Annotated in this window: 23 protein-coding genes and 1 pseudogene; 16 read left to right on the top strand and 8 right to left on the bottom strand. The window is 51.3% G+C overall.

The features are described from left to right. The 3 genes from BM159_RS05115 to BM159_RS05125 all read left to right on the top strand — a co-directional run. On the top strand, nt 1-268 hold a 268-nt coding region (locus tag BM159_RS05115; RefSeq protein WP_143089396.1), incomplete at its 5' end, for a DUF2624 family protein. A 502-nt stretch (nt 269-770) separates the two neighbouring features. Next, entirely contained in the window at nt 771-1,172 is a 402-nt protein-coding gene (locus BM159_RS05120) for a hypothetical protein (RefSeq protein ID WP_177205925.1), read from the top strand. A 95-nt stretch (nt 1,173-1,267) separates the two neighbouring features. Further along, complete coding sequence (locus BM159_RS05125; protein ID WP_093913193.1) at nt 1,268-1,840, top strand: hypothetical protein; 573 nt, start codon at nt 1,268-1,270, stop codon at nt 1,838-1,840. Nucleotides 1,841-2,241: 401 nt separating this feature from the next. On the opposite strand, the pseudogene BM159_RS12250 reads toward BM159_RS05125, so the two are convergent. Beyond that, nucleotides 2,242-2,331, bottom strand: a pseudogene (locus tag BM159_RS12250) (DUF4160 domain-containing protein); the annotation flags it as partial. Nucleotides 2,332-2,606: 275 nt separating this feature from the next. On the opposite strand from BM159_RS12250, the gene BM159_RS05135 reads away from it, so the two are divergent. Continuing rightward, on the top strand, nt 2,607-2,999 hold the full coding sequence (locus BM159_RS05135; protein ID WP_093913298.1) for a pyridoxamine 5'-phosphate oxidase family protein: 393 nt from the start codon (nt 2,607-2,609) through the stop codon (nt 2,997-2,999). Nucleotides 3,000-3,181: 182 nt separating this feature from the next. Here the strand turns inward: BM159_RS05135 and BM159_RS05140 are convergent, their stop codons facing one another. Next, nucleotides 3,182-3,829, bottom strand: coding sequence for a hypothetical protein (locus BM159_RS05140; protein ID WP_093913194.1), 648 nt, complete (start codon nt 3,827-3,829; stop codon nt 3,182-3,184). 271 nt (nt 3,830-4,100) lie between these two features. On the opposite strand from BM159_RS05140, the gene BM159_RS05145 reads away from it, so the two are divergent. The 5 genes from BM159_RS05145 to BM159_RS05165 all read left to right on the top strand — a co-directional run bounded on the left by BM159_RS05145 (nt 4,101) and on the right by BM159_RS05165 (nt 7,010). Next, entirely contained in the window at nt 4,101-4,673 is a 573-nt protein-coding gene (locus BM159_RS05145) for a flavin reductase family protein (RefSeq protein WP_093913195.1), read from the top strand. A 52-nt stretch (nt 4,674-4,725) separates the two neighbouring features. Then, the gene (locus tag BM159_RS05150) at nt 4,726-5,430 is read left to right on the top strand and encodes a SagB/ThcOx family dehydrogenase (RefSeq protein WP_177205926.1); all 705 of its coding nucleotides are present in this window, start codon (nt 4,726-4,728) and stop codon (nt 5,428-5,430) included. 17 nt (nt 5,431-5,447) lie between these two features. Continuing rightward, the gene (locus tag BM159_RS05155) at nt 5,448-5,966 is read left to right on the top strand and encodes a DUF6125 family protein (RefSeq protein WP_093913197.1); all 519 of its coding nucleotides are present in this window, start codon (nt 5,448-5,450) and stop codon (nt 5,964-5,966) included. A gap of 79 nt (nt 5,967-6,045) precedes the next feature. Continuing rightward, on the top strand, nt 6,046-6,402 hold the full coding sequence (locus tag BM159_RS05160; RefSeq protein WP_093913198.1) for a heat-shock protein Hsp90: 357 nt from the start codon (nt 6,046-6,048) through the stop codon (nt 6,400-6,402). 47 nt (nt 6,403-6,449) lie between these two features. Then, nucleotides 6,450-7,010, top strand: a complete 561-nt coding sequence (locus BM159_RS05165) for a hypothetical protein (RefSeq protein ID WP_093913199.1) — start codon at nt 6,450-6,452, stop codon at nt 7,008-7,010. Nucleotides 7,011-7,114: 104 nt separating this feature from the next. On the opposite strand, the gene BM159_RS05170 is transcribed toward BM159_RS05165, so the two are convergent. Next, nucleotides 7,115-8,335 carry an AAA family ATPase gene (locus BM159_RS05170; RefSeq protein ID WP_281243271.1) on the bottom strand — a complete coding sequence of 407 codons (1,221 nt, stop codon included), beginning with the start codon at nt 8,333-8,335 and terminating at the stop codon, nt 7,115-7,117. Here BM159_RS05170 and BM159_RS12140 point away from each other — a divergent pair. The 3 genes from BM159_RS12140 to BM159_RS05180 all read left to right on the top strand — a co-directional run bounded on the left by BM159_RS12140 (nt 8,222) and on the right by BM159_RS05180 (nt 10,221). Continuing rightward, nucleotides 8,222-8,539 carry a hypothetical protein gene (locus tag BM159_RS12140; protein ID WP_245763647.1) on the top strand — a complete coding sequence of 106 codons (318 nt, stop codon included), beginning with the start codon at nt 8,222-8,224 and terminating at the stop codon, nt 8,537-8,539. The genes BM159_RS05170 and BM159_RS12140 overlap by 114 nt on opposite strands. Nucleotides 8,540-8,970: 431 nt before the next feature. After that, the gene (locus BM159_RS05175) at nt 8,971-9,723 is read left to right on the top strand and encodes a hypothetical protein (protein ID WP_093913201.1); all 753 of its coding nucleotides are present in this window, start codon (nt 8,971-8,973) and stop codon (nt 9,721-9,723) included. Nucleotides 9,724-9,792: 69 nt separating this feature from the next. Next, entirely contained in the window at nt 9,793-10,221 is a 429-nt protein-coding gene (locus tag BM159_RS05180) for a DNA-3-methyladenine glycosylase (protein ID WP_143089397.1), read from the top strand. 88 nt (nt 10,222-10,309) lie between these two features. Here BM159_RS05180 and BM159_RS05185 read toward each other — a convergent pair whose 3' ends face one another. From BM159_RS05185 to BM159_RS05195, 3 genes are read right to left on the bottom strand one after another with little or no spacing between them, the layout of a single operon-like run. Beyond that, complete coding sequence (locus tag BM159_RS05185) at nt 10,310-11,104, bottom strand: MBL fold metallo-hydrolase (protein ID WP_093913203.1); 795 nt, start codon at nt 11,102-11,104, stop codon at nt 10,310-10,312. A 42-nt stretch (nt 11,105-11,146) separates the two neighbouring features. Beyond that, nucleotides 11,147-11,977, bottom strand: coding sequence for a phosphoenolpyruvate hydrolase family protein (locus BM159_RS05190; protein ID WP_093913204.1), 831 nt, complete (start codon nt 11,975-11,977; stop codon nt 11,147-11,149). A 34-nt stretch (nt 11,978-12,011) separates the two neighbouring features. Further along, on the bottom strand, nt 12,012-13,226 hold the full coding sequence (locus BM159_RS05195; protein ID WP_093913205.1) for a Tm-1-like ATP-binding domain-containing protein: 1,215 nt from the start codon (nt 13,224-13,226) through the stop codon (nt 12,012-12,014). Between the two features lie 354 nt (nt 13,227-13,580). Here BM159_RS05195 and BM159_RS05200 point away from each other — a divergent pair, with 354 nt between their 5' ends. The 4 genes from BM159_RS05200 to BM159_RS05215 all read left to right on the top strand — a co-directional run bounded on the left by BM159_RS05200 (nt 13,581) and on the right by BM159_RS05215 (nt 16,389). Further along, a complete protein-coding gene (locus BM159_RS05200) occupies nt 13,581-14,408 on the top strand; it encodes an alpha/beta fold hydrolase (RefSeq protein ID WP_093913206.1) in 828 nt (275 codons plus the stop codon). Nucleotides 14,409-14,418: 10 nt separating this feature from the next. Continuing rightward, nucleotides 14,419-14,619, top strand: coding sequence for a hypothetical protein (locus tag BM159_RS05205; protein WP_143089398.1), 201 nt, complete (start codon nt 14,419-14,421; stop codon nt 14,617-14,619). 24 nt (nt 14,620-14,643) lie between these two features. Beyond that, complete coding sequence (locus BM159_RS05210) at nt 14,644-15,450, top strand: protease inhibitor I42 family protein (protein ID WP_093913208.1); 807 nt, start codon at nt 14,644-14,646, stop codon at nt 15,448-15,450. 108 nt (nt 15,451-15,558) lie between these two features. Further along, nucleotides 15,559-16,389, top strand: a complete 831-nt coding sequence (locus BM159_RS05215; RefSeq protein ID WP_093913209.1) for a hypothetical protein — start codon at nt 15,559-15,561, stop codon at nt 16,387-16,389. A 291-nt stretch (nt 16,390-16,680) separates the two neighbouring features. On the opposite strand, the gene BM159_RS05220 is transcribed toward BM159_RS05215, so the two are convergent. Further along, nucleotides 16,681-17,331 carry a vWA domain-containing protein gene (locus BM159_RS05220; RefSeq protein ID WP_093913210.1) on the bottom strand — a complete coding sequence of 217 codons (651 nt, stop codon included), beginning with the start codon at nt 17,329-17,331 and terminating at the stop codon, nt 16,681-16,683. Between the two features lie 302 nt (nt 17,332-17,633). Beyond that, a complete protein-coding gene (locus tag BM159_RS05230) occupies nt 17,634-18,935 on the bottom strand; it encodes a macro domain-containing protein (protein WP_093913212.1) in 1,302 nt (433 codons plus the stop codon). Between the last annotated feature and the right edge of the window lie 45 nt (nt 18,936-18,980).

The following is an 18,980-nucleotide window of genomic DNA, read 5'->3' on the forward strand; positions in this document are numbered from 1 at the left end:
ACATATTATGCCAATCAACAAAAACGAAATCACAAAAGAAATGATTATGAAAGCCATGCAGTGCAAAACTGCCGATGAACTGATTGCGCTGGCAAAGACCGGCGGTTATGAGCTGACAAAAGAGGAAGCGGAAACGTATCTGGCGGAACTGGCCGACTATGAACTGGACAGCAGTGAAATGAAGAATATAGCCGGTGGTAAGTGTTATATGAGAACCGACCTGGACGATTGGTTTTGCCCAGATAGAAAAGGCTGCTCCATTTATTGATAAGAACGGGAATCCATATTTGGAAGTACATCATGTAATTTGGCTCTCACGCGGTGATAAAAGGTGGAGCCGGCGGAAGCATCTATGGCTGTTTTGTCATAGTATGGTAAATTCATATTTTCTTCAACAGTCGTGGAATTTATTTTCCGCGGCTGTTTTGTTATAATGAATGAAAGAGTACGGAAAAAAGCACGCTGACGGTTTTTCCTATACGGACCTTAATGGAAAGACAGGATATTTTGCAGTCAATCCTGGCGGTGAAGACGGGTCGTTGCGTTTTTATGAGTTCTAAAAGAGGATGAGAAGTTCCAGACCTTCAACCTGGCTAAGGGCATGCGGGAAGATATCCGTAAGGCAGAACAGGATAAACAAGAAGACCTGGCAAAGAAGGAATAAAGCTGCCGGTGGTGGTAAGGGCGCAGCATGATGCTTGCTTCCAGCTTCGCGGTAGTGTTGCTTTCGTTAAATAAGGAGGGGCAGGGTGCGGAATTTTTTCCCGTTTATGACGGCCAGTCCGGAAATTTCCGGACTGCGCGCGGATCTCATTTACGCGAATTACATTATTGCGTGCCTGCTGCCTCTTTTTGTGATTTTCTTATGCATCCGTATGGTCAGCAGCACGAAAAAGGCCGGCGTCCTGACGGTCCTTCTGGCCACTGTGTTTGTACTGTTCAACCGGGACGTAATGCTGCCGGTCCTGAACGGTTTTGCGGACGGAATTGCCTCCGGTCCCGCGGCCATGCTCGGGGCGTTTCTGGGATTTTTGGGCGCTCTGGGTTTATTCAAAGGATTGTACGACGAGGAACAGAGCGAAGAGTATGTGCATAAGAGAAAATACTGGTACGGGACTGTTGCGGTCATGTACGCGGGAATCGTGCTGGCCTGCCACGCTGTAGGACAGTGAATTTTACGTTGGATATGATACAGCGTAATTAGCGCGGTCTTGATTGTGCCGGGCTGTCATATTGTCATCTGGTGAAACGGCGAAAGGGAAGTTCTATGCGGCAGAAACAAAGCGTAACGTTATACAACATACTGTTCCCAATCTGGCTGCTGGTATGGATTCCTTCTCCCCTGTGGCTGCTGCTGGTTCCATTGAATTTTGTAATTGATTACTTTGTTTTGTATAAAAGTCTGTCGGACGATGTGGAATGGGAGAATGGTATTCTTAACGGTGGGCAGGGAAATAATAATTTTTCAGGCAGTGTCCCGCGGAAAGCATTTTGCAATACATATGCGTGGAAAATCTGCGCCGCGGGTTTTGCCGCCGATTTTATCGGCAGCCTGTTTCTGTTCGCCGCGTTTATGATAACGAGTTCCCATAAATTGGATTCTTTGAGGCCAATCAGCCACGGGCTCGGCCTTAATCCCTTTGAAAGTTTTGCGGCGTTTCTGATTGTGGTTTGCGCGATCCTTCTGGCGGCATATTGCATTTATCGGTTCGATTCGTACCTCTTAAAACGCGCCGGTCTTCCGGAAGAACAGGGCCGGAAATCGGCCTTGTGGCTGGCAGTGGCGACGGCGCCATATCTTTTCCTGCTTCCGTCGGAGATTCTGTACCGGTGGATGTGAAGGGGAAAGTACCGGCTTGTTTCAGGCAGGTTGCGAATTGTTGGTACTATCATTCATTTATGCTGCAAATAAAAACCGCAGCCTGCTTTTGTTACAAAAACAGACTGCGGCTGTGTGCCGGTTAATCTTACGAAGGCAAACGTCAGGAATCAGATTCCATACTCATAAATGGTATCGCTGGGCAGGTCGATCAAGTCATTCCAATAGACGCAAGTCCTGCTTTCGTCAAGTTGTACCTGATCAAACAAGCCTTGTACGGTTGCCAAATCCTTATAGCTTTCGATAGTTTCTATATCTTCTTTTACGTCATATTACAGTTTTTCCGTCATCGAAAAGCACTTTTAATTTATAATCCGGCAAAGGTTTAACCATTTTTATTCTTGGAATCATTTGTCATACCTCCACAGTGCATGAATATGTCCCGGCTCATGCTCTTTTGGTTTGAAAAACATTTTAATTACGATTCCATAAAATCTGCTTATCTCCGGCAATGTTTCATCTCCTCGCATTATTATCTAAAAAATACAAGGACGATTGCCTCCGGTTCAAAGCTTTTTTCTTCCCTGTGCGCACACAACGCAGAGAAAAACTTTGAGCAACTACATTATAACAAAAGGGAATTAATTATGCTATAGAGCGCTTTGCAGAAAACGCAAGGTTTTTGTTTTCAGGCAGGAATTCATTCAGTAAGTGAACTTGGTCCACTTTTTATAAACCGGAAACACGACTCTGACTTTTAATTCAGGAGGTATTGAAAATGGAAGGTATTGAAAAAGTTTGTCAGTTTCTCGATGAAGCCCATGTGTACTATCTTGCGACGGTGGAAGGGGATCAGCCCCGCTGCCGCCCCTTCGGCACTTCGCTGCTGTATGATGGAAGGCTCTATATCCAGACCGGAAAGGTAAAAGAGGTTTCCAAACAGATTGCCGCGAATCCGAAAGAGGAGATCTGCGCGTTCAATGGCGGAAAATGGCTGCGGGTTGCCGGCGAGCTGGTGAATGACGACAGCCGTGACGTGAAAGCTGCCATGCTGGAGAAGTTCCCCACCCTGAAAAATATGTACAGCGCGGACGATGACAACACCCAGGTGCTGTATTTCAAAAATGCGGTGGCAACGTTCTCTTCCTTTACGGAAAAACCGGAAGTAATTACGTTTTAAGCAGCAGTTCTTTAGTTAACTTTACATTAAAGCGGCAACTTTTAATAGTAGGCAAAAATTACCGCTTTTCTTTTGTAAAAAATCAGCACAAAAAAACAGGGCCGCTTTCGTTTTATAACGGCAGCGTGCCCTGATTTTTTATGTTGTAACAGTAAATTTTGCGAACTCCAACGCGCTGTGGATTAGAAGCGGCCGCCGTTCGCCAGCCAGCGGTTGGCAGTTTCTTCGGAAAGGTAAGCGGCTTCGATATCAATGTAGTTGTCGGCAGAGTGGGTGTATTCGTCCAGAATCCTTACTTTGCCGGTATCGGTGAGGAACCCGTTGACCGCTTCGATGGCGTTGCTGGCTTCCATGGGTTTGTCGGCCACAAATTCCAGAACGCTTGCCACGGAGTAACCTTCCTGAGTGAAGATGACCATTTTCAGACCGTCCCTGGTGTTGCGCATTTTAGTGATGCTGCCGACCTGCACGGCGCCGAACTGCCCTTTGTTTGACAGCCAGCGGTTGGCGGTTTCTTCCGTCAGATGGGTGTATTCGATATCAATGTAGTTATCGGCGGAGTGGGTGTGTTCGTCCAGGATCCGCACCCTGCCGGGCTGTGTGAGATAGCCGTTGATGGCTTCGATTACGTTGCGTTCTTCCATGGGTTTATTGGCAACAAATTCCACAACGCTTGCCACAGAGTAACCTTCCTGGGTGAAGATGACGATTTTCTGACCGTCGCTGGTGTTGCGCAGTCTGGTAATGCTGCCGCCGGAAACGTCGGCAAAAGCGGAGCCGCAAAAGAGCATCATGAACAGGGTAACAAGTACAATCAGACGTGTTTTCATAATAAAGAACCTCCCGGATAAAAAATGATTGAATCTGCGTCGGGCAGAGTGATTGCCTGTATTTAATTATATAGGAAATATATAGGAAATTCCGGGAAATGAAAAGAAAGTTTGCCGTAAAATATTTAACTATGCGCGGAAAGTATTACCGAAAAAAGTTCTGCTGTGATAATGAGCTGCTGACGGAAAAAACAATTTAATTTTCCCGGATTTTCTTTTATAATTAGGGTGAGCGGTAAATATTTGTTAACAGGAAAGGATGACTGATACTATGAAAAAAGATTTAGGCGTGATGGAAGCAGTATTCCCGATGCCGGTGCTGATGATCGCGACATATGATGAGAATGGCACGGTAGACGTGATGAACGCGGCCTGGGGACAAATCTGCGATTATAAAAAGATTGCACTCTTTTTGGACGAAGGCCACAAGACCTCGGAGAACATTTTAAAAACGAAAGCGTTCACCGTAGCGCTGGCGGATCAGGCCCATATGGTCGGGGCGGATTACTTTGGCACAGTGTCCGGGCACAAGGTGCCGGACAAATTTGCCCGTTCGGGTTATACCGCGGTGAAGAGCAAACATGTCAACGCGCCCGTTATTGAAGAGTTCCCGCTGGTGATGGAGTGCGAACTGGCCGACGTATTGAAGAAGGACAGTTTTTTCTGCGTGATCGGGCAGATCGTGAATACGGCGGCGGACGAGCGGATTCTGGATGAGGACGGCAAGGTGGACGTGACGAAGCTGAACGCGCTGATCTATGACACGTTCCGGCACGGGTATTATGTGTGCGGTGAAAAGGTGGGTCAGGCCTTTAAGGAAGGCGCGGCTTTGGCGAAAAAATAATGGAATTATTATTAAAGGGGCGGTTTCGTTCCGGATTTGCATGGAGGGGGCTATGAAACAGGTTACGGTTAAAAATCTGAAAAAATTATCGGCGGCGGTTTGCGCGTTTGGCATTCTGGCCGGCGCCCTTGTACTGCCGGTGAAGGCGATGGCGGCGGAAACGGAAGCGCCTGTCACCATTACGCTGCCGGCGCCGTTTACCAAAGACGGCCTGACGGTGAAGGAAGCACTGGACCGCCGGAGAAGTTCCAGGCAGTTTACCGACGCTCCGTTGCAGGAGAAACAGCTGTCCGCCATATTGTGGGCGGCCAACGGCATCAACCGGCCGGAGTCCGGCAAGCGCGTGAATCCTACTACCATGGGCATTTATAATATTGACGTGTACGCGGTGATGGCCAACGGGATTTATAAATATGATCCGGCGGCCCATGCCCTGAAGCTGGTTTCCCCAGTGGATTTCCGCCCGCAGATCAATGCGAAGCAGACCTTTGTCCATACGGCGCCGCTGACCTTGTTCTACGTTGCGAACCCGGTTCCTCCCAAGGATCCTTCCCGTCCGGTGAATCCGGAACGGCAGCTTGCGAACAACTGCCTGGTGGCAGGCACGATGCTGCAGAGTGTGGCGCTGGTGGCAGTGGATGAAGGGCTGGGGACCTGTGTCCGCGGCTCTGTCGACCGGGAAGCGTTCCGTAAAGCGGCAGGCCTTTCGCCAGAACAGAGGGTTCTGATTTCCCAGACCGTCGGCGTGCTGCACTGAGAGGAAAGTGAAACATAATGAGCCATAACAAAGCATTGGATGATCTGACGCGGGAACAGCTGACAGAGCTTTTGGAAATCTATTCCAAAAACTGGCTGGCGGCGGACGGCATCTGGTTCCAGTCCGTGGAGAAGAAGCATGGCATGGAAGAGGCCATGTACCACGACGTGGAGATTTGGAAAAAGTTTACGGTCGTGGAAGCCCTGAAACTGAAAAAGTTTTTGGGCCTGCCGGAACGGCCCGGACTGGAGGGACTGGCGAAGGCGTTGTCGCTCCGGTTCTATGCCAACATTAATGACGACGAGATCCGCATCGAAGGGAACACGCTGTTGTACCGCATGGTGGACTGCCGCGTGCAGACGGCAAGGAAACGCAAGGGCATGGAGTTCCATCCCTGCAAGGCCGTGGGGATCGTGGAATACGGGGAATTCGCCCGGGCCATTGACGACCGCATCACCTGCGAGTGTGTCAGCTGTTACCCGGACATTACGGACGAAACCTGCTGCTGCAGCTGGAAATTTACGTTGAGGGAGTAAGGCGAACGGAATCCCGTGTATTTATCTGTCAATCTGTAATAATACATTTTTTATCGTTGACCCGAAGGAGGATACCATTATGGCAAACGCGAATCGCGATTTTATTGTGGAGAAAGTGAAAGAAGTTCTGGCGGCGCCCAGCTGCTGCCCGGAATTAAAAGACGCGGCGCAAAAGTATCTGGCGGCGCTGGATACAGCGGACGAAAAGGCCGCCGGGAAAATTTTAATCGCGGAACTGGAAGAAGATGTGCAGAGCATAGACGATACGCTGGCATTTTTCTGTTCCGATGCGGCGAAAGAGATTTTTGGCGCGGAAACAGCGGCGAACATGGCGGAAACTGCGAGAAAAGTTAAAGCGTCAGGGGCTAAGATCTGCTTCTGCCCGGCCTGCACGGCAGGCAAGGCAATCCTGGATAACAAGGAAGCGCTGCTGTAACAGTGTAACCGTTCCGCCAGCCGGTGTAACGGTTTAGTTGAGGAGTTATGGATAAACAAAACAATATAAAAACGCCCGGCTTTTGGGACTGCCTGATGCCGGGCGGCGTTTTGCTTCTGTCTTATATGCTGCTGTTCTATCTGCCGGAGGAGTTCGGGTGGAAGGGCTGGCTTATCATCGGTATATCTGCTTTCCTGTTCTGCATAGGATATTATGGCTTGCTGAAATCCTTGCCGGAGCCGGAGGCACCGTCGGGAGCGCTTGCCAGGCGGCTGGCTCTCGTAACGTTTGGCGTTGCCATCTTTCTTGGCGGCATTTACTATGTCTATAGCAGCGACGGCAGTGAAAAGAGCATTGCCATTGCCACCCTGGCCCTGATAGAGGGCCTTGTCATTTGCGGACTAAGCGGTTCGAAAGACAGCAGGGATACGCCGCAGAACAGTATCCTGCGGAAGTATTACCTGTTGATCATTGCTGTTCTGGCAGCTGCCGGTTGCTGGTTCTGTTACCGGGAATTCGTCAGCGAAGCGGCAGAGAGCCGGGGTTATATAGAGGCGGCGACGATGCTTTGGATCACGGCCGGAACGTTATGGGTGAGCAGGAAATAAAAATAAACAGCGCCGGTCGTTCGATGACAGAAAGAAATAAAAAATAAACAGCGCCTGTCGTACATTGACAGGCGCTGTTTTTTATGGGGCGCGGGATAAATCTGTTAAGTGGCCTTTTTGCCGTGGCGGGTGAGGCTGTCTCTCCTGCCTGTGAAGCGGCGTTCGGGCTGGGGGGATCCTGCCGGCGGTTCGCTTTCGCAGGAGAAGGTCCGGATTGTGGCGGGCGCTTCCCCGTTTACGGTCCGCTGGGTGATCAGCACCCGCTGGTTCGTCTTGCCGGAGAGTTCGTAGTAGATCGGGTAGGCGATGTCCCCGATGATGTTGCGGAGGCCGCGGACGCCGGTCTGGAGTTTTTCCGCCTGTCTGGCGATTTCCATAAGGGCGTTGTTGGTATATTCGAGGTTGTTCCGGGTCCGGCGGAACATTTTCTGGAATTCTTTGGCCGGGGAGATATCGGACTCCCGGAGGATGTTATAGAGGGTTTCCGCGGTGATGGGGTTGTACCGGCAGCGGAGGGTGATGCGGCCTACCAGCTCGGGGATGTACCCGAACTCAATGAGGTCTTCCGTGGTCGGGATAAGATCCCGGGCCGTTAGGTTTTCCTGTGTTTCCGGGGTCGCGGTCTCTGGTTCAGGGTCGGGATTTGCGGGAGCGGGACGGAAGCCTAACGTGGTTTCCGGTTCCGTCTTCGGGTGGAGCCGTTGTTTTGTGATTTCATCGAGCCCGATGAAGGCTCCGCTGAAGATAAACAGGATGTCGGTGGTATCGATCCTGGGTGTGAGGGGGTGCTCGCCGAAACCGGTGCCGCCTTCGATAATCTTCAGCAGCGTTTGCTGGATGCTTCTCTGGAAGAAGCTGTCTTCCCGCCGGTCCAGCGGGTGGATACGGATTTTGTCGGCCTCATCCAGGATGATGATGCCTTTGCCGGCCAGCTTGACGGCAACCTCGCCGGCTCGTTGCCTGATTTCGTCTTCGTCATCGTCGGAGATGTCCCCGACGTATTTTTCCACGTCCGTGTTGATGATCCGGAACGCGTCCTGCAGGAGGTCCACAAGGATCGTTTCGACGTTCCGGCCCTTGTAGCCGCTGCTGGTCAGGGTATTGGTGGCGATGACGGCCACGGGGATGGGGAGATTGCACTCCCGGATCACGGTCCGGATGGACTCGGTCTTGCCCGATCCGGTGGGGCCGATAATGAGGAGGTTATCTTTGTGGATCGGGTCGTCCGGGTGGATCCGGTTGTGCTCGATCCGGAGGAGGTGGGCGGCGAGGGCGGTGGCGACGGTCCGGACGCCGTCATCCTGGCCGACGATAGACTTTCTTATGAGGGCTTCCAACTCTTTGGGGGACTGGTACGGATAATGCTCCAAGGTTCGGTCTCCTTTCTGCAAAGGTCTGAGGGCGGTTGTGGATTTTTTACGGTGAGCCTTTTGTCCCTGCCCGTCGACACGGCTGAAGGGCTTTTTGGGGGACAAAAAACTCCGGATCAGACGGCACCGGCAAACTCCAAACTTACATCTCTGACATGAATGGTCGAATTAAAACTATCGGTTGCGTATCCACCCGGACCGCTGCCGGGTGCAGAAACATAATTTGAAGCATTCGGTGTAACCTGATCCGAAGTCTTCCAGTTGGCTTATAAAAATTGACGGGTTCAAACAAGATGCGCCCGAACCGGACGGGCTCGAACACAATGGTATTGTACCACAATGCCCGGGACTCGTCAAGCACTTATTTTATTTTTGTCCAAAAATATTTAATTAATTAATTATCTTCCTATTAATATCGCTTTATATAGGGAAGTTTTATATAAGAGTGGCATTTTTAAACGATTTCTCTTAATAGAAGATTCCACGTTAAAGAGCGGGATTTTTTTCTTTAAAATATGAATTGATTATGTGATATAATTTACAGAGACGCTGATGAATTAAAACTTTACAAGTCACAGGAGGTGTATGGAATGAAAAAACTTACCGCTATCCTTGTAGTATTATTTCTGATGATTTGCAGCATGGCTGCCGCCGCCCGCCCGGAATTCCGGTCTGACGTAAGCGGTTCCAAATGGCTGCAGGTGGAGGACCGCGCCATTGATGTGACGGATAAGGACGGGCTTATACTGAAGGTCCAGTGGCCGGTCTTTTCTTCCAAAGACGATTCCCACGGGCACCTGATTGCATCGCTCAAAAAAGAGAGTGACCAGCTCCGCTCCTTTTTCGATAAGGACATGCGGGAGTCGAAAGAACTTGCCGCCAAAGGGAACCGGGACATCCGCAACGGACGCTGGCTCGTTTATGTGGAAATACAACGGGATGACAGCAGGGTGCTGAGTCTGCTGGAACACTCTTTCCACCGGGATCTGGCCGGCGAGCGGTGGGGCTATAACGGCCTGAACTATGATTCAAAAACAGGAAAAAAATTAAGCAGTCTTGACGTGTTCAAACTCACGAAAGAAGAACTGGCCGATACGCTGTTGGCAAGGCTGACAAAAAAATACGGAAAAAGAGCCCTGGGTGACAGGCCGAAAAGAATGATTCTGAGCAAGATCGATGAAGATGCGGACATGGAATTCCTGCCCTGGGCCATGACCACGGATGGCGTAACGGTTCATTTCAGAAGCGGGGACTTCCACAGGGGTTATGCGCCGCTCCCCATCACAATCTTTTTCCGCGAAGAACCGGAACTCTTCAATAAGAAATACATGCTGAAATATTAAGACGGGCAGAAATTGTCATTTGTGTCAGTTATATTTATATAGTAAAGATTTTTTTAACGGTTGGCAAGCATGAGCAAGATGAATTTCAAATATGTCCGTATCCAGGGAAAGGAACTGGCGAAGAATACGATGCACGCGAAAGGCATCTTCAGCATGTGCTGGCAGATGATCCAGCAGGATGTTATGACCGGGGAGGATGCGGATCTTTTCCGGGAGATTGACAGCTGGTTCGCGGAAAACCTGCCGTGGCCGCCTCCCTGTAAAAACCAGGAACCTGTTGTGTGCTGGTTCAAAACGGAGAACGCGGAAGAAATGCTGAAAATGATCCGGCCCGCCATGTGGCTGCTGGAACGGTACAACCACCCGTATTACGTGGTGTATACGAACACGCCGGGCGAAATCGTTTACGAGGATAAATACCAGATTGCGGCAAAAGCAGACGGGTATCTCCAGATAGACGAGTTACAGCCGTCCTGGTCGCCCAAAGAAACGGAATGAAGAACCGTATATAAAAACATAAACCGGGTTTTGTAATCCTGTCTGCATCACGCAGGATTACAACCCCGGTTTATTTATTTTTCAACTGTTACACTTCCACCCTGCTTCCGGCCGCAATGTACCGGAGCCGTTCGCCCATGAGCTGTTTCATGAACTGATACTGTTCCACGCCGGTGCAGTGTCCGGTGTAGTAAACCGTGGGGTAGGAACAGAGGATTTCCGCCGCTTCCGTCAGGCGATTCTTTCCCGCGTCGTCCAGAGGCACGCCCATAAAGTGGAAACCGCCAACCAGCACGTCCGGGCGGAACCAGCTTGCAATGTTCAGGATGCCCTTGTGGGAACAGCCGCTGAAGAGGATCCTTCGACCGTCTTCTTCGATGAGCAGGTACTGTTCATGCCGGAAGTCTTCCGGGTACAGCACGCCATTGCGTTTCACCAGCATGCCGCTGGTGTCGATGGGACAGACAAGTTCCCTGTCGTTGCAGTTGTACAGGGTGATGCCTTCCGCCAGCCGGGATTCCCCTTTGATAAGGCGGATCTGTTTCGCGCACGCAATCGCCGGGTTCAGTCCGATATCCTCCGCTCCGCCGTTCTTTAAATGGGGCTCAAAGGCACAGACGCTCATGTAGATGGGCGCCGTTTTGTTTTTCTCCATGAAACGCAGCAGGCCGCCGCCGTGATCGTAATGCCCGTGGGACAGCACTGCCATTTCCACTTTGCCCAGATCAACGCCCAGCTTTTCCGCGTTGTCCGCGAAGGCGCCGGACGCGCCGGAGTCAAATAAAATGACGTGGTTTTTCGTTTCGATAAAAATGCTCAGGCCGTGTTCCGCGGTGTAGCATTCCGCGCTGGCCGTGTTTTCCATTAATGTTGTGATTTTCATGGCGGTTTCATATTTTCAATTTCTTTTTATTGTTTTATCTGTTTATTTGGTAATTGCCTTGAAGGCTGCTGCCTGTTTGGTCATGCCGCGTTCGGAAGCCAGACGTTCAATGGAGGAAGCGCCGAAGAAGCCATCGATTTCCGGTACGTTTTTGATGACATAGGCCGCGTCTTCGGGATCGGCGATGGGGCCGCCGTGGCAGATGACCATGATGTCAGGCCGTACGGAGCGGCCGGCTTTGATGATCTCACGGATCTTCACGCAGCAGTCGTCCAGGGTGACTGCGGTTTCAGCGCCGATGGAGCCTTTGGTGGTCAGGCCCATATGGGCTACCAGGATGTCAGCGCCGGCTTCCGCCATGGCTTTTGCCTGTTCGGGATCGAAAACGTAGGGGCAGGTCAGCATGTCAAGTTTGTGGGCTTCGCGAACCATTTCCACTTCCAGCCCGTAACCCATGCCGGTTTCTTCCAGGTTTGCGCGGAACTTGCCGTCGATAAGGCCGACAGTCGGGAAGTTCTGTACGCCGTTAAAGCCCTGGTCCTTCAGCTGTTTGAGGAAGAGGTCCATGACACGGAAGGGGTCGGTGCCGCAGACGCCTGCCAGCACAGGGGTTTTCTTTACAATGGGGAGAACTTCGCAGCCCATTTCCTGAACGATGGCGTTGGCATCGCCGTAGGAGAGAAGGCCCGCCAGGGAGCCGCGACCGGCCATGCGGTAACGGCCGGAGTTGTAGATGATGAGGATATCCACGTCGGCCGCTTCACTGCACTTTGCGGTAATGCCGGTGCCGGCGCCTACGCCTACCAGGATCTTGCCCTGGGCGATCTGGGCTTTAAAGTCTTTTAAAATTTCTTCTCTGGATTTTCTTAACATTGCACTTTCCTCCTTTTAATAAATAATTAAAAATTTATTTCATCAGGGCCAGCAGTTTCTTCGCTGCGGTAATGGCAAAGTCTTTATCGTTGATGTTGTTGTCCATCTCCACGATTTTCACGTGGGGGTTGGTAATGCCTTTTTTCAGTGTTTCATACAGGGCGGCCCGTTCTTCCGGCCCGTCGAAGGGCTGGCCTGCCGCGTCGATCATGGATACGCCTTTGAGAGGAAGCAATACTTCCATGTCTGTGGCTGCCTGGTTCCATTTTTCCGCCAGACGTTTGCCGATTGCAATGTTTTCTTCTTTGGAAGTCCGCATCAGGGTGACGGTGGGATTATGTTTGTACAGGTTGCGCTGTGCGAATTCTTTCGGCACCGTATCCCAGGGACCGAAGTTGACCATATCCAGCGCGCCTACGGAAACCACCTGCGGGATCTTGTTGCGGATGGCAGCTTCGCAGCGTGTGGGGCCGGCAGCGAGGACGCCGCCTACCACTTCGTCGCACCATTCCGTGGTGGTGAGGTCCAGCACGCCGGAGAAGAAGCCTGCGTCAATAAGCGCTTCCATTGTCTTCCCGCCTGTGCCTGTTGCGTGGAAGACAAGCACTTCGTATCCGTTTTCTTCCAGGTAAGCTTTGGCCTGGTCAACACAGGGGGTCGTTACACCGAACATGGTTGCCGCGATCAGCGGTTTAGCTTCCGCGGTATCCGGTTTCAGCTGTTCTTTCAGGCCTGCCATCCCCGCCACAGCCAGCACGGCATTCCGGAAGATAGTCTTGGAAATTTTGTTCAGTCCTGCCACGTCCACGATAGAGGGCATCATAATAATATCGCTGGTCCCCACATACTGGGAAACGTTTCCGGAGGCCATGGTGGAAACCATTACCTTGGGGACCCCGATGGGGAGCGCCCGCATGGCCGGTGTAACCAGTGAAGTTCCGCCCGATCCGCCGCAGGAGATAATGCCGTCAAACTTACCCTGGGCGTAAAGCCGGGGAATCAGTTTTTCCATGCCTTTGGATAGGGCTTCCGTGGCGGTGGCCCGGTCCTTCCGGGCAACGATGGCGTCGATGTCATAGCCTGCCGCCGCCGCGATTTCCTTGTTGCTTACATCCGGTTCGAAGGCAGGCGCGAACACGCCGGTGTGGATCATGAAGGCTTTCATTCCTAATTCTTCTACCAGGCCTTTGATATAAAAGAACTCCGCGCCTTTTGTATCAAAGGTTCCGGCTACTGCAATTGTTTTCATGGACATCTCCTTTCTTTTCTCACTAAAAATTACGGTATCGGCTTTTTTGCAATATAATTGAACCGCATCAAACAGCGAAATAGCATTAACATAGATTACAAGAAATAGAATACAACGAACAGCGTTTCTTCTTTAAATATTATACCCGAATTGAAAAAAGAATGCCATACAATTCACATATTATTCAATTTTTTCAACTTTAAAATGAAAACCATATAAGACGTTTGTGGTATTCTTCCGTCCGTTTTGTTATAATAAAAAAGAAGCGGAATGCAATGGTCCGGCACCGGCCGGAAAGTGAAAGAAATCGATTCGGGTTGTTGAATAAACGGTGATTACCAGGGAGGCGAAAGCATGAAAAGCGGATTGGTAAAAGTCAGCGACGGCGCGCATATCTATTATGAGATGGAAGGCAGCGGCCGCCCGGTTGTCCTGATTCACGGCTGGGGCTGTTCCGGCCGGTTTTATAAAAAGAACGTGGAAGGGCTGAAGGACCGTTTCACGGTGGTAACCCTTGACCTGCGCGGGCACGGACGTTCTTCCAAGGGCATTGACGGATACCGCATTGACAGGCTGGCGCAGGATATCCATGAGGTCATTGTGTCCCTGGATCTGCATGATATGATCCTGATGGGCTGGTCCATGGGCGGTCCCACCATGCTTTCCTACTGGAAACAGTTTGGCAAAGAGGAAGGCCGGCTGGCCGGGCTGGGGCTCATCGACATGACGCCGTTCCCCTTCAGCAGCGGGGAATGGAACTCCCACGGCCTGCGTGATTATAATATGGAAGGCTTTAATGCGTTTGTGGGCGCGATCCTGAAAAATCACGACGGGTTTGTCTCTGCTTTTGCAAGTAAAATCTTCAAAGACGGCGTGATTCCGGAAGGCATGGACTGGCTGCATGCGGAGCTGATGAAACTGCCGCCGTATCTGGGCATCGCGCTGTATGGAGATTATTGCTACAGTGATTATACCGATGTGTTGCCCACGATCACGGTACCGGTTCTCGTGGTGTCGGCGGACAGCGGCATTTTCCCGAAAAGCGTGGAGCAGGGGAAATGGATCGCGGCCCGGATTCCGAAGGGCGAATTCGTACCCTTCTATGAAGGCGGACACCTGCTGTTCTGGCTGGAGGCGGACAAATTTAACAACGCTGTGGCCGGTTTCGCGGCGAAGCTGTAAAGGGGAAACCATGATGGAAAAAGCAAAAAGGGATGTTGTTTTTTTGGTCAAGATTTACGATTCCACGGGACGGCTGTTGCCCATCGTCACGGCGTTTGCCACCCGGAAGGGCGCTGAGGACCATGTCCATAAGTTTTTGCCCACGGACCGTTTTAACGAAGGGGCTTTTGCCTGCAAGGCCGAGATTGTGGAAACGGAAGTCGGCGACTGACGGAGGCGCGGGGAGGTATTGCATATGAAAAAACTGATCCTGTTCCTGACGCTGCTATGTCTTTTTGCGGTTGGTCAGAATATCGCGGAAGCAGCGGACGGGAGGCGAACGGGCATGGGATATGTTTCCTGGGATGAGAAGACGCTGAAGCTGGACCTGCGTTCCAACCCTTCCACGGGTTTTTCGTGGCTGACGGTATATCAGTCGGAAAATCTGACAACGGGCAGCCGGCAGTACGAGGGTACGGATAATAATAAGGAAGCTACCACGGGCAGTCCCGGGGTGGATCATCTGCGTTTTACGGTGACGGACGATAAGGATGCGTATCTGGTGTTGAAGCTCGCGCGCCCCTGGGAAGGGGGAGAGACAGGAACGTATCATTCCTATGTCATAAAAATGGAAAATGATAAAATTGCGGACGTTGCCTGCCGGGAACGGTTGTTCCATAAAGATTTCGCCTTTGTCGCCGGCAATCCGGAAAAGAACGGGGCGACCGGGGAAAAAGTGCGGTTTGTGGCGTCTGTGCCGAAGGACTGGGAGTATGAAAACATCGCCGATAAAGACATGCTGGGACTCAAAGTCAGGCCCCGGGGCAAAGAAGGGTATGGCAGGATCGGCTATCTCCGGGACGGGGTCGCGGCGGATCCGGGCGAAAACGTGAAAAAGATTATGATTTATAACAAAGAATATACCATGGGACGCTTCACGGACGGGAACCTTGTCCTGTTTAACCAGAACCGCATCGCCTGGCTGGGCGGCAGCGCGGACTGGCAGGACGAATATTTTATGGATATCGTGACGATGCTGGATACGGCGGCTTATTGGGAGTAGGAGCGGGCGCTGCTCCGGCACCCTGCAGCTGCGGGCAGGTTACGGAATCGCAGATCACTGTTTTCAGTCACGGTTATGAGGAAAAGGAATACAAGGGGGCATTCAGCTATGAAATACAGAAGCACGAAAGTTTTGGCGCTCGCTGCAGTCGTTTTGTTTGCTGCCGGCGTGGCGGGAACGGCGCAGGCTGCGCCAGGCCCGGAGAAGCAGATATCGTTGATCGCAGATCAGGCGAACGTATGGGGTACCGGTTCTTTTTATGAAGACTGGGAAAAAAATAAAGGGTATTGCGCCATCACCGATCTGGACGGCAACGGGCGGCTGGAATTATTGTTTTTACATCGTGTATGCAATCCCGTTCCCCACGCAAATGCAAATGGGTCAAACGAAGAAAAGGGCAGGGCTCTTGTAGCCACCGTTCCCATAACCATGCGTGTCCGCGGGTTTGAAACAGGCAAGGACGGGAAAACGCTGGAAGAACTGAGATTCAATTACCCGGACAAAATTGCGCCGCCGGACCTGTTTTCGATGCGGGAAGGTTTTTATAATGACGGCGACAAAATCCGTTTTTATAATACAGCAACGTTAAACCGTGTGGGTGACCTTGGCTTTTGTTTGTACCGGCAAGTCCTGTCACTGAAGAACGGAACGGTGGAGGTCCAGACTATTGGAACGGACCATGGCAACTATGGCCTTTTCAACGACGTTGCCACAGCCGAGGCTATTTTTGATTATTCCGAAGACCGCTACGGAAAGAGAATGACAGAACCTGAGATGAACGACTATGTAAAAGCGTATGCTGCAGGCGCTGTTCCTGCGGATTTCAGGATAAACTGGATTTTTCCCGGGGACTGGGAAAAGGCGATGAAGAATCCCGGCGGCGTGCGGGATGTGTTCGCCGAAAGCTGGAAAGGATTTAAGTTTGAGGTGAAGAAGTAGGATCTTAAAATGCAGAAAAGTTGTGCATTTGAGAGAGTACATTTGAAAGAAAAGTGATTTGCAACAGTCCCGGCAGGTTTTATAAGGATCTGCCGGGATTTTGATTCGACAGCAATATGCAATCAGGGCGTCCTTCCTGTTGCGAAGGCACGCCCTGATTGTTTTTAAGAGGAGTGAGAATGACTATTTAATTATGGAAGACAGTTTTGTTTAGAAGATAGTTTTGTTTATTCATTATGGAAGAATTAATTATGGAAGACCGTTTTGCAGAACCGTCTTTGCGTCTCCGGGTTATTCGCCCCGTCTTGCGACGTCTTCTTCGATTTCCGCCTTCCAGTCTTTGGAAATGGGTTTGCGGCAGGCGCGCATGCAGGCCATGGCTTCCCCTACGACTTTGTAGTTCAGCGCGGTTCCCCGCCTGTCCGATTTGTACCGGACGGCCCGGTCAGCGGAGATGCCGATCCGTCCCGCCGCGCTGATGGCGTCAATGTTGGCTCCCAGGAACATGAACTCCCAGTTGTGTTTTTCCTGCATCCGTTTTACCAGCCGTTTCACTTTGTCCAGGGTGTATTCCCGGCTGGAATTTTCTTCCCCGTCGGTGGTGATGACCACGATAGTATGTTCCGGTTTTTCCTCTTCCGGCAGGCCTTTCTGTACTTTCCGGATGTGTTTGACGCTTTTGGCTACCGCATCCAGCAGGGCGGTGCAGCCCCGGGCGTAGTATTCTTTTTCGGTGAGGGGTTTTACCTTTTCCAGCGGCACGCGGTTGTGGATTACGTTCATTTCGCCGTCAAACAGGACGGTGTTTACAATGGCGTTTCCCTCCACGTGTCTCTGTTTTTCAATCAGTCCGTTGTAGCCGCCGATGGTTTCCGTTTCCAGTCCGCACATGGAGCCGCTGCGGTCAAGAATGAAGAGCATTTCCGTTAATCCTTTTTTCATGTCTGTTTCCTCCTGTTTTGAAAAAATGTTACGAAAAAATCGGTTGGTCGCGGAACTCCTGCAGATTTTTTCCGTAAAACGTCACGGCGGTTTTCCCTTTTCATTACCGTTCTGTTTTTGCAATACCTGCGGCGCGTTTTGCCGTGCGCGTACTGAAAAAGGCTGCAAGGATTTTTCCTTACAGCCTTATTGTAATTCAGTATTTATTTGTCGTGGTCGCCTGTCAGGCGACAAATTCATTATATGTTTTTTAAGAAAAAAACGGGAAACGCTGCTTAAAACAACCAGATGCAGTTAAATAATCAGATCGTGGTCAGGCCAAAATCTTCCAGAAGACCGTTGACTTCCCAGACGTCCCGTTTGTTGGCGCCAATGCAATAGGAAATGACAAGGTCGGTCAGCTTGCTGCGGGACAGGACGAAGCCCGCCGCGTTCAGTAACTTATCGGTTTCTTCCGGGGAAAGTTTCAGGCCCAGGGCCAGCCGGACTGCGGTGTATTTTTTCGGCTGGTAGTCCATATTGCACAGGATCTTGGAAAACAGTTTCCGATCCAGGCAGGCGTTGGTGTAAACTTCCGGCGGATCCATGTGTTTTTCCCGCATGAAGCGGATCACCAGCTGCGTAAAAGTTTCTTCAACGGGAAAGTCTTCCGGCCTGGGAGTCTTCGCTGCAGGCTCATAGCTTTCATGCAGCCAGCGGCGCAGCGAGGCAGACCTGTGGTGCTCTTCCCGGGAGACCGGCCGGGCAGCAGCTGCTGCGGGAGCACTCCCCATGGCCGCTTCCTCTTCCCGGTCAAAATCCGGAGCCGTGCGTTTGGCCGAAGGAGCTTTCGAAAAACATACCTTCTTGCTGATTTCCTCTTCCGGCAGGGCTTTTTTAGCCTTTTTTGCAGCCCGTTTTCCGGGAGCCGGCGGTTTAATATCTTCATAATCCGCAGCAATGTCATAGGACATGCAGACATCTGCATCATACAGGGCTGCGTTGCTTTCAACAGGAATTTCTTCTGCGTTTTCCCCGGATTCTTCTTCAAAATGGTAATGTTCGCGGATATATTCTGCTACGCGCCGGAAAGCAGCCTCATCGGGGAACCGGGAATAATCCCTGCGCTGCCGGACGTTTGCGTTGTAACTGCGTTCGCGCAGATACAGCACAATATAGATTTCCATGTCTGCCTTTGTTTCGGTTAAGAAACGCCGGCAGGTATCGTAGGCGATCTGTAAGGCGTCGTTATAGGGATAGCCGTAGGCCCCGGCGGAGATCAGGGGAAAGGCCACGGATTTGCAATGATTCTCCCGCGCCAGTTCCAGGGAACGGATATAGCAGGAGGTCAGCAGTGTTTTTTCGTGGAAGCCGCCGCCCTGCCACACGGGTCCCACCGTATGGATGATATATTTTGCGGGCAGGTTGAAACCGGGAGAGAGTTTTGCTTCGCCGGTCGGACAGCCGCCCAGGGTTTTGCAGAAGGCGTGGAGCTGTTCCGCGCCAGCCGCCGTGTGGATGGCTCCGTCCACACCGCCGCCGCCCCGCAGTTCGTTATTGGCTGCGTTGACGATGGCATCCACTTCCAGTTTGGTAATGTCGCCGCGGATAAATGTTACAGACATAGTGTTACTCCTTATGTTACTAACAGCCCTTGCCTCACAAAGTGA

The sequence above is a fragment of the Succiniclasticum ruminis DSM 9236 genome (genome assembly GCF_900112895.1).
Classification (GTDB): domain Bacteria; phylum Bacillota; class Negativicutes; order Acidaminococcales; family Acidaminococcaceae; genus Succiniclasticum; species Succiniclasticum ruminis.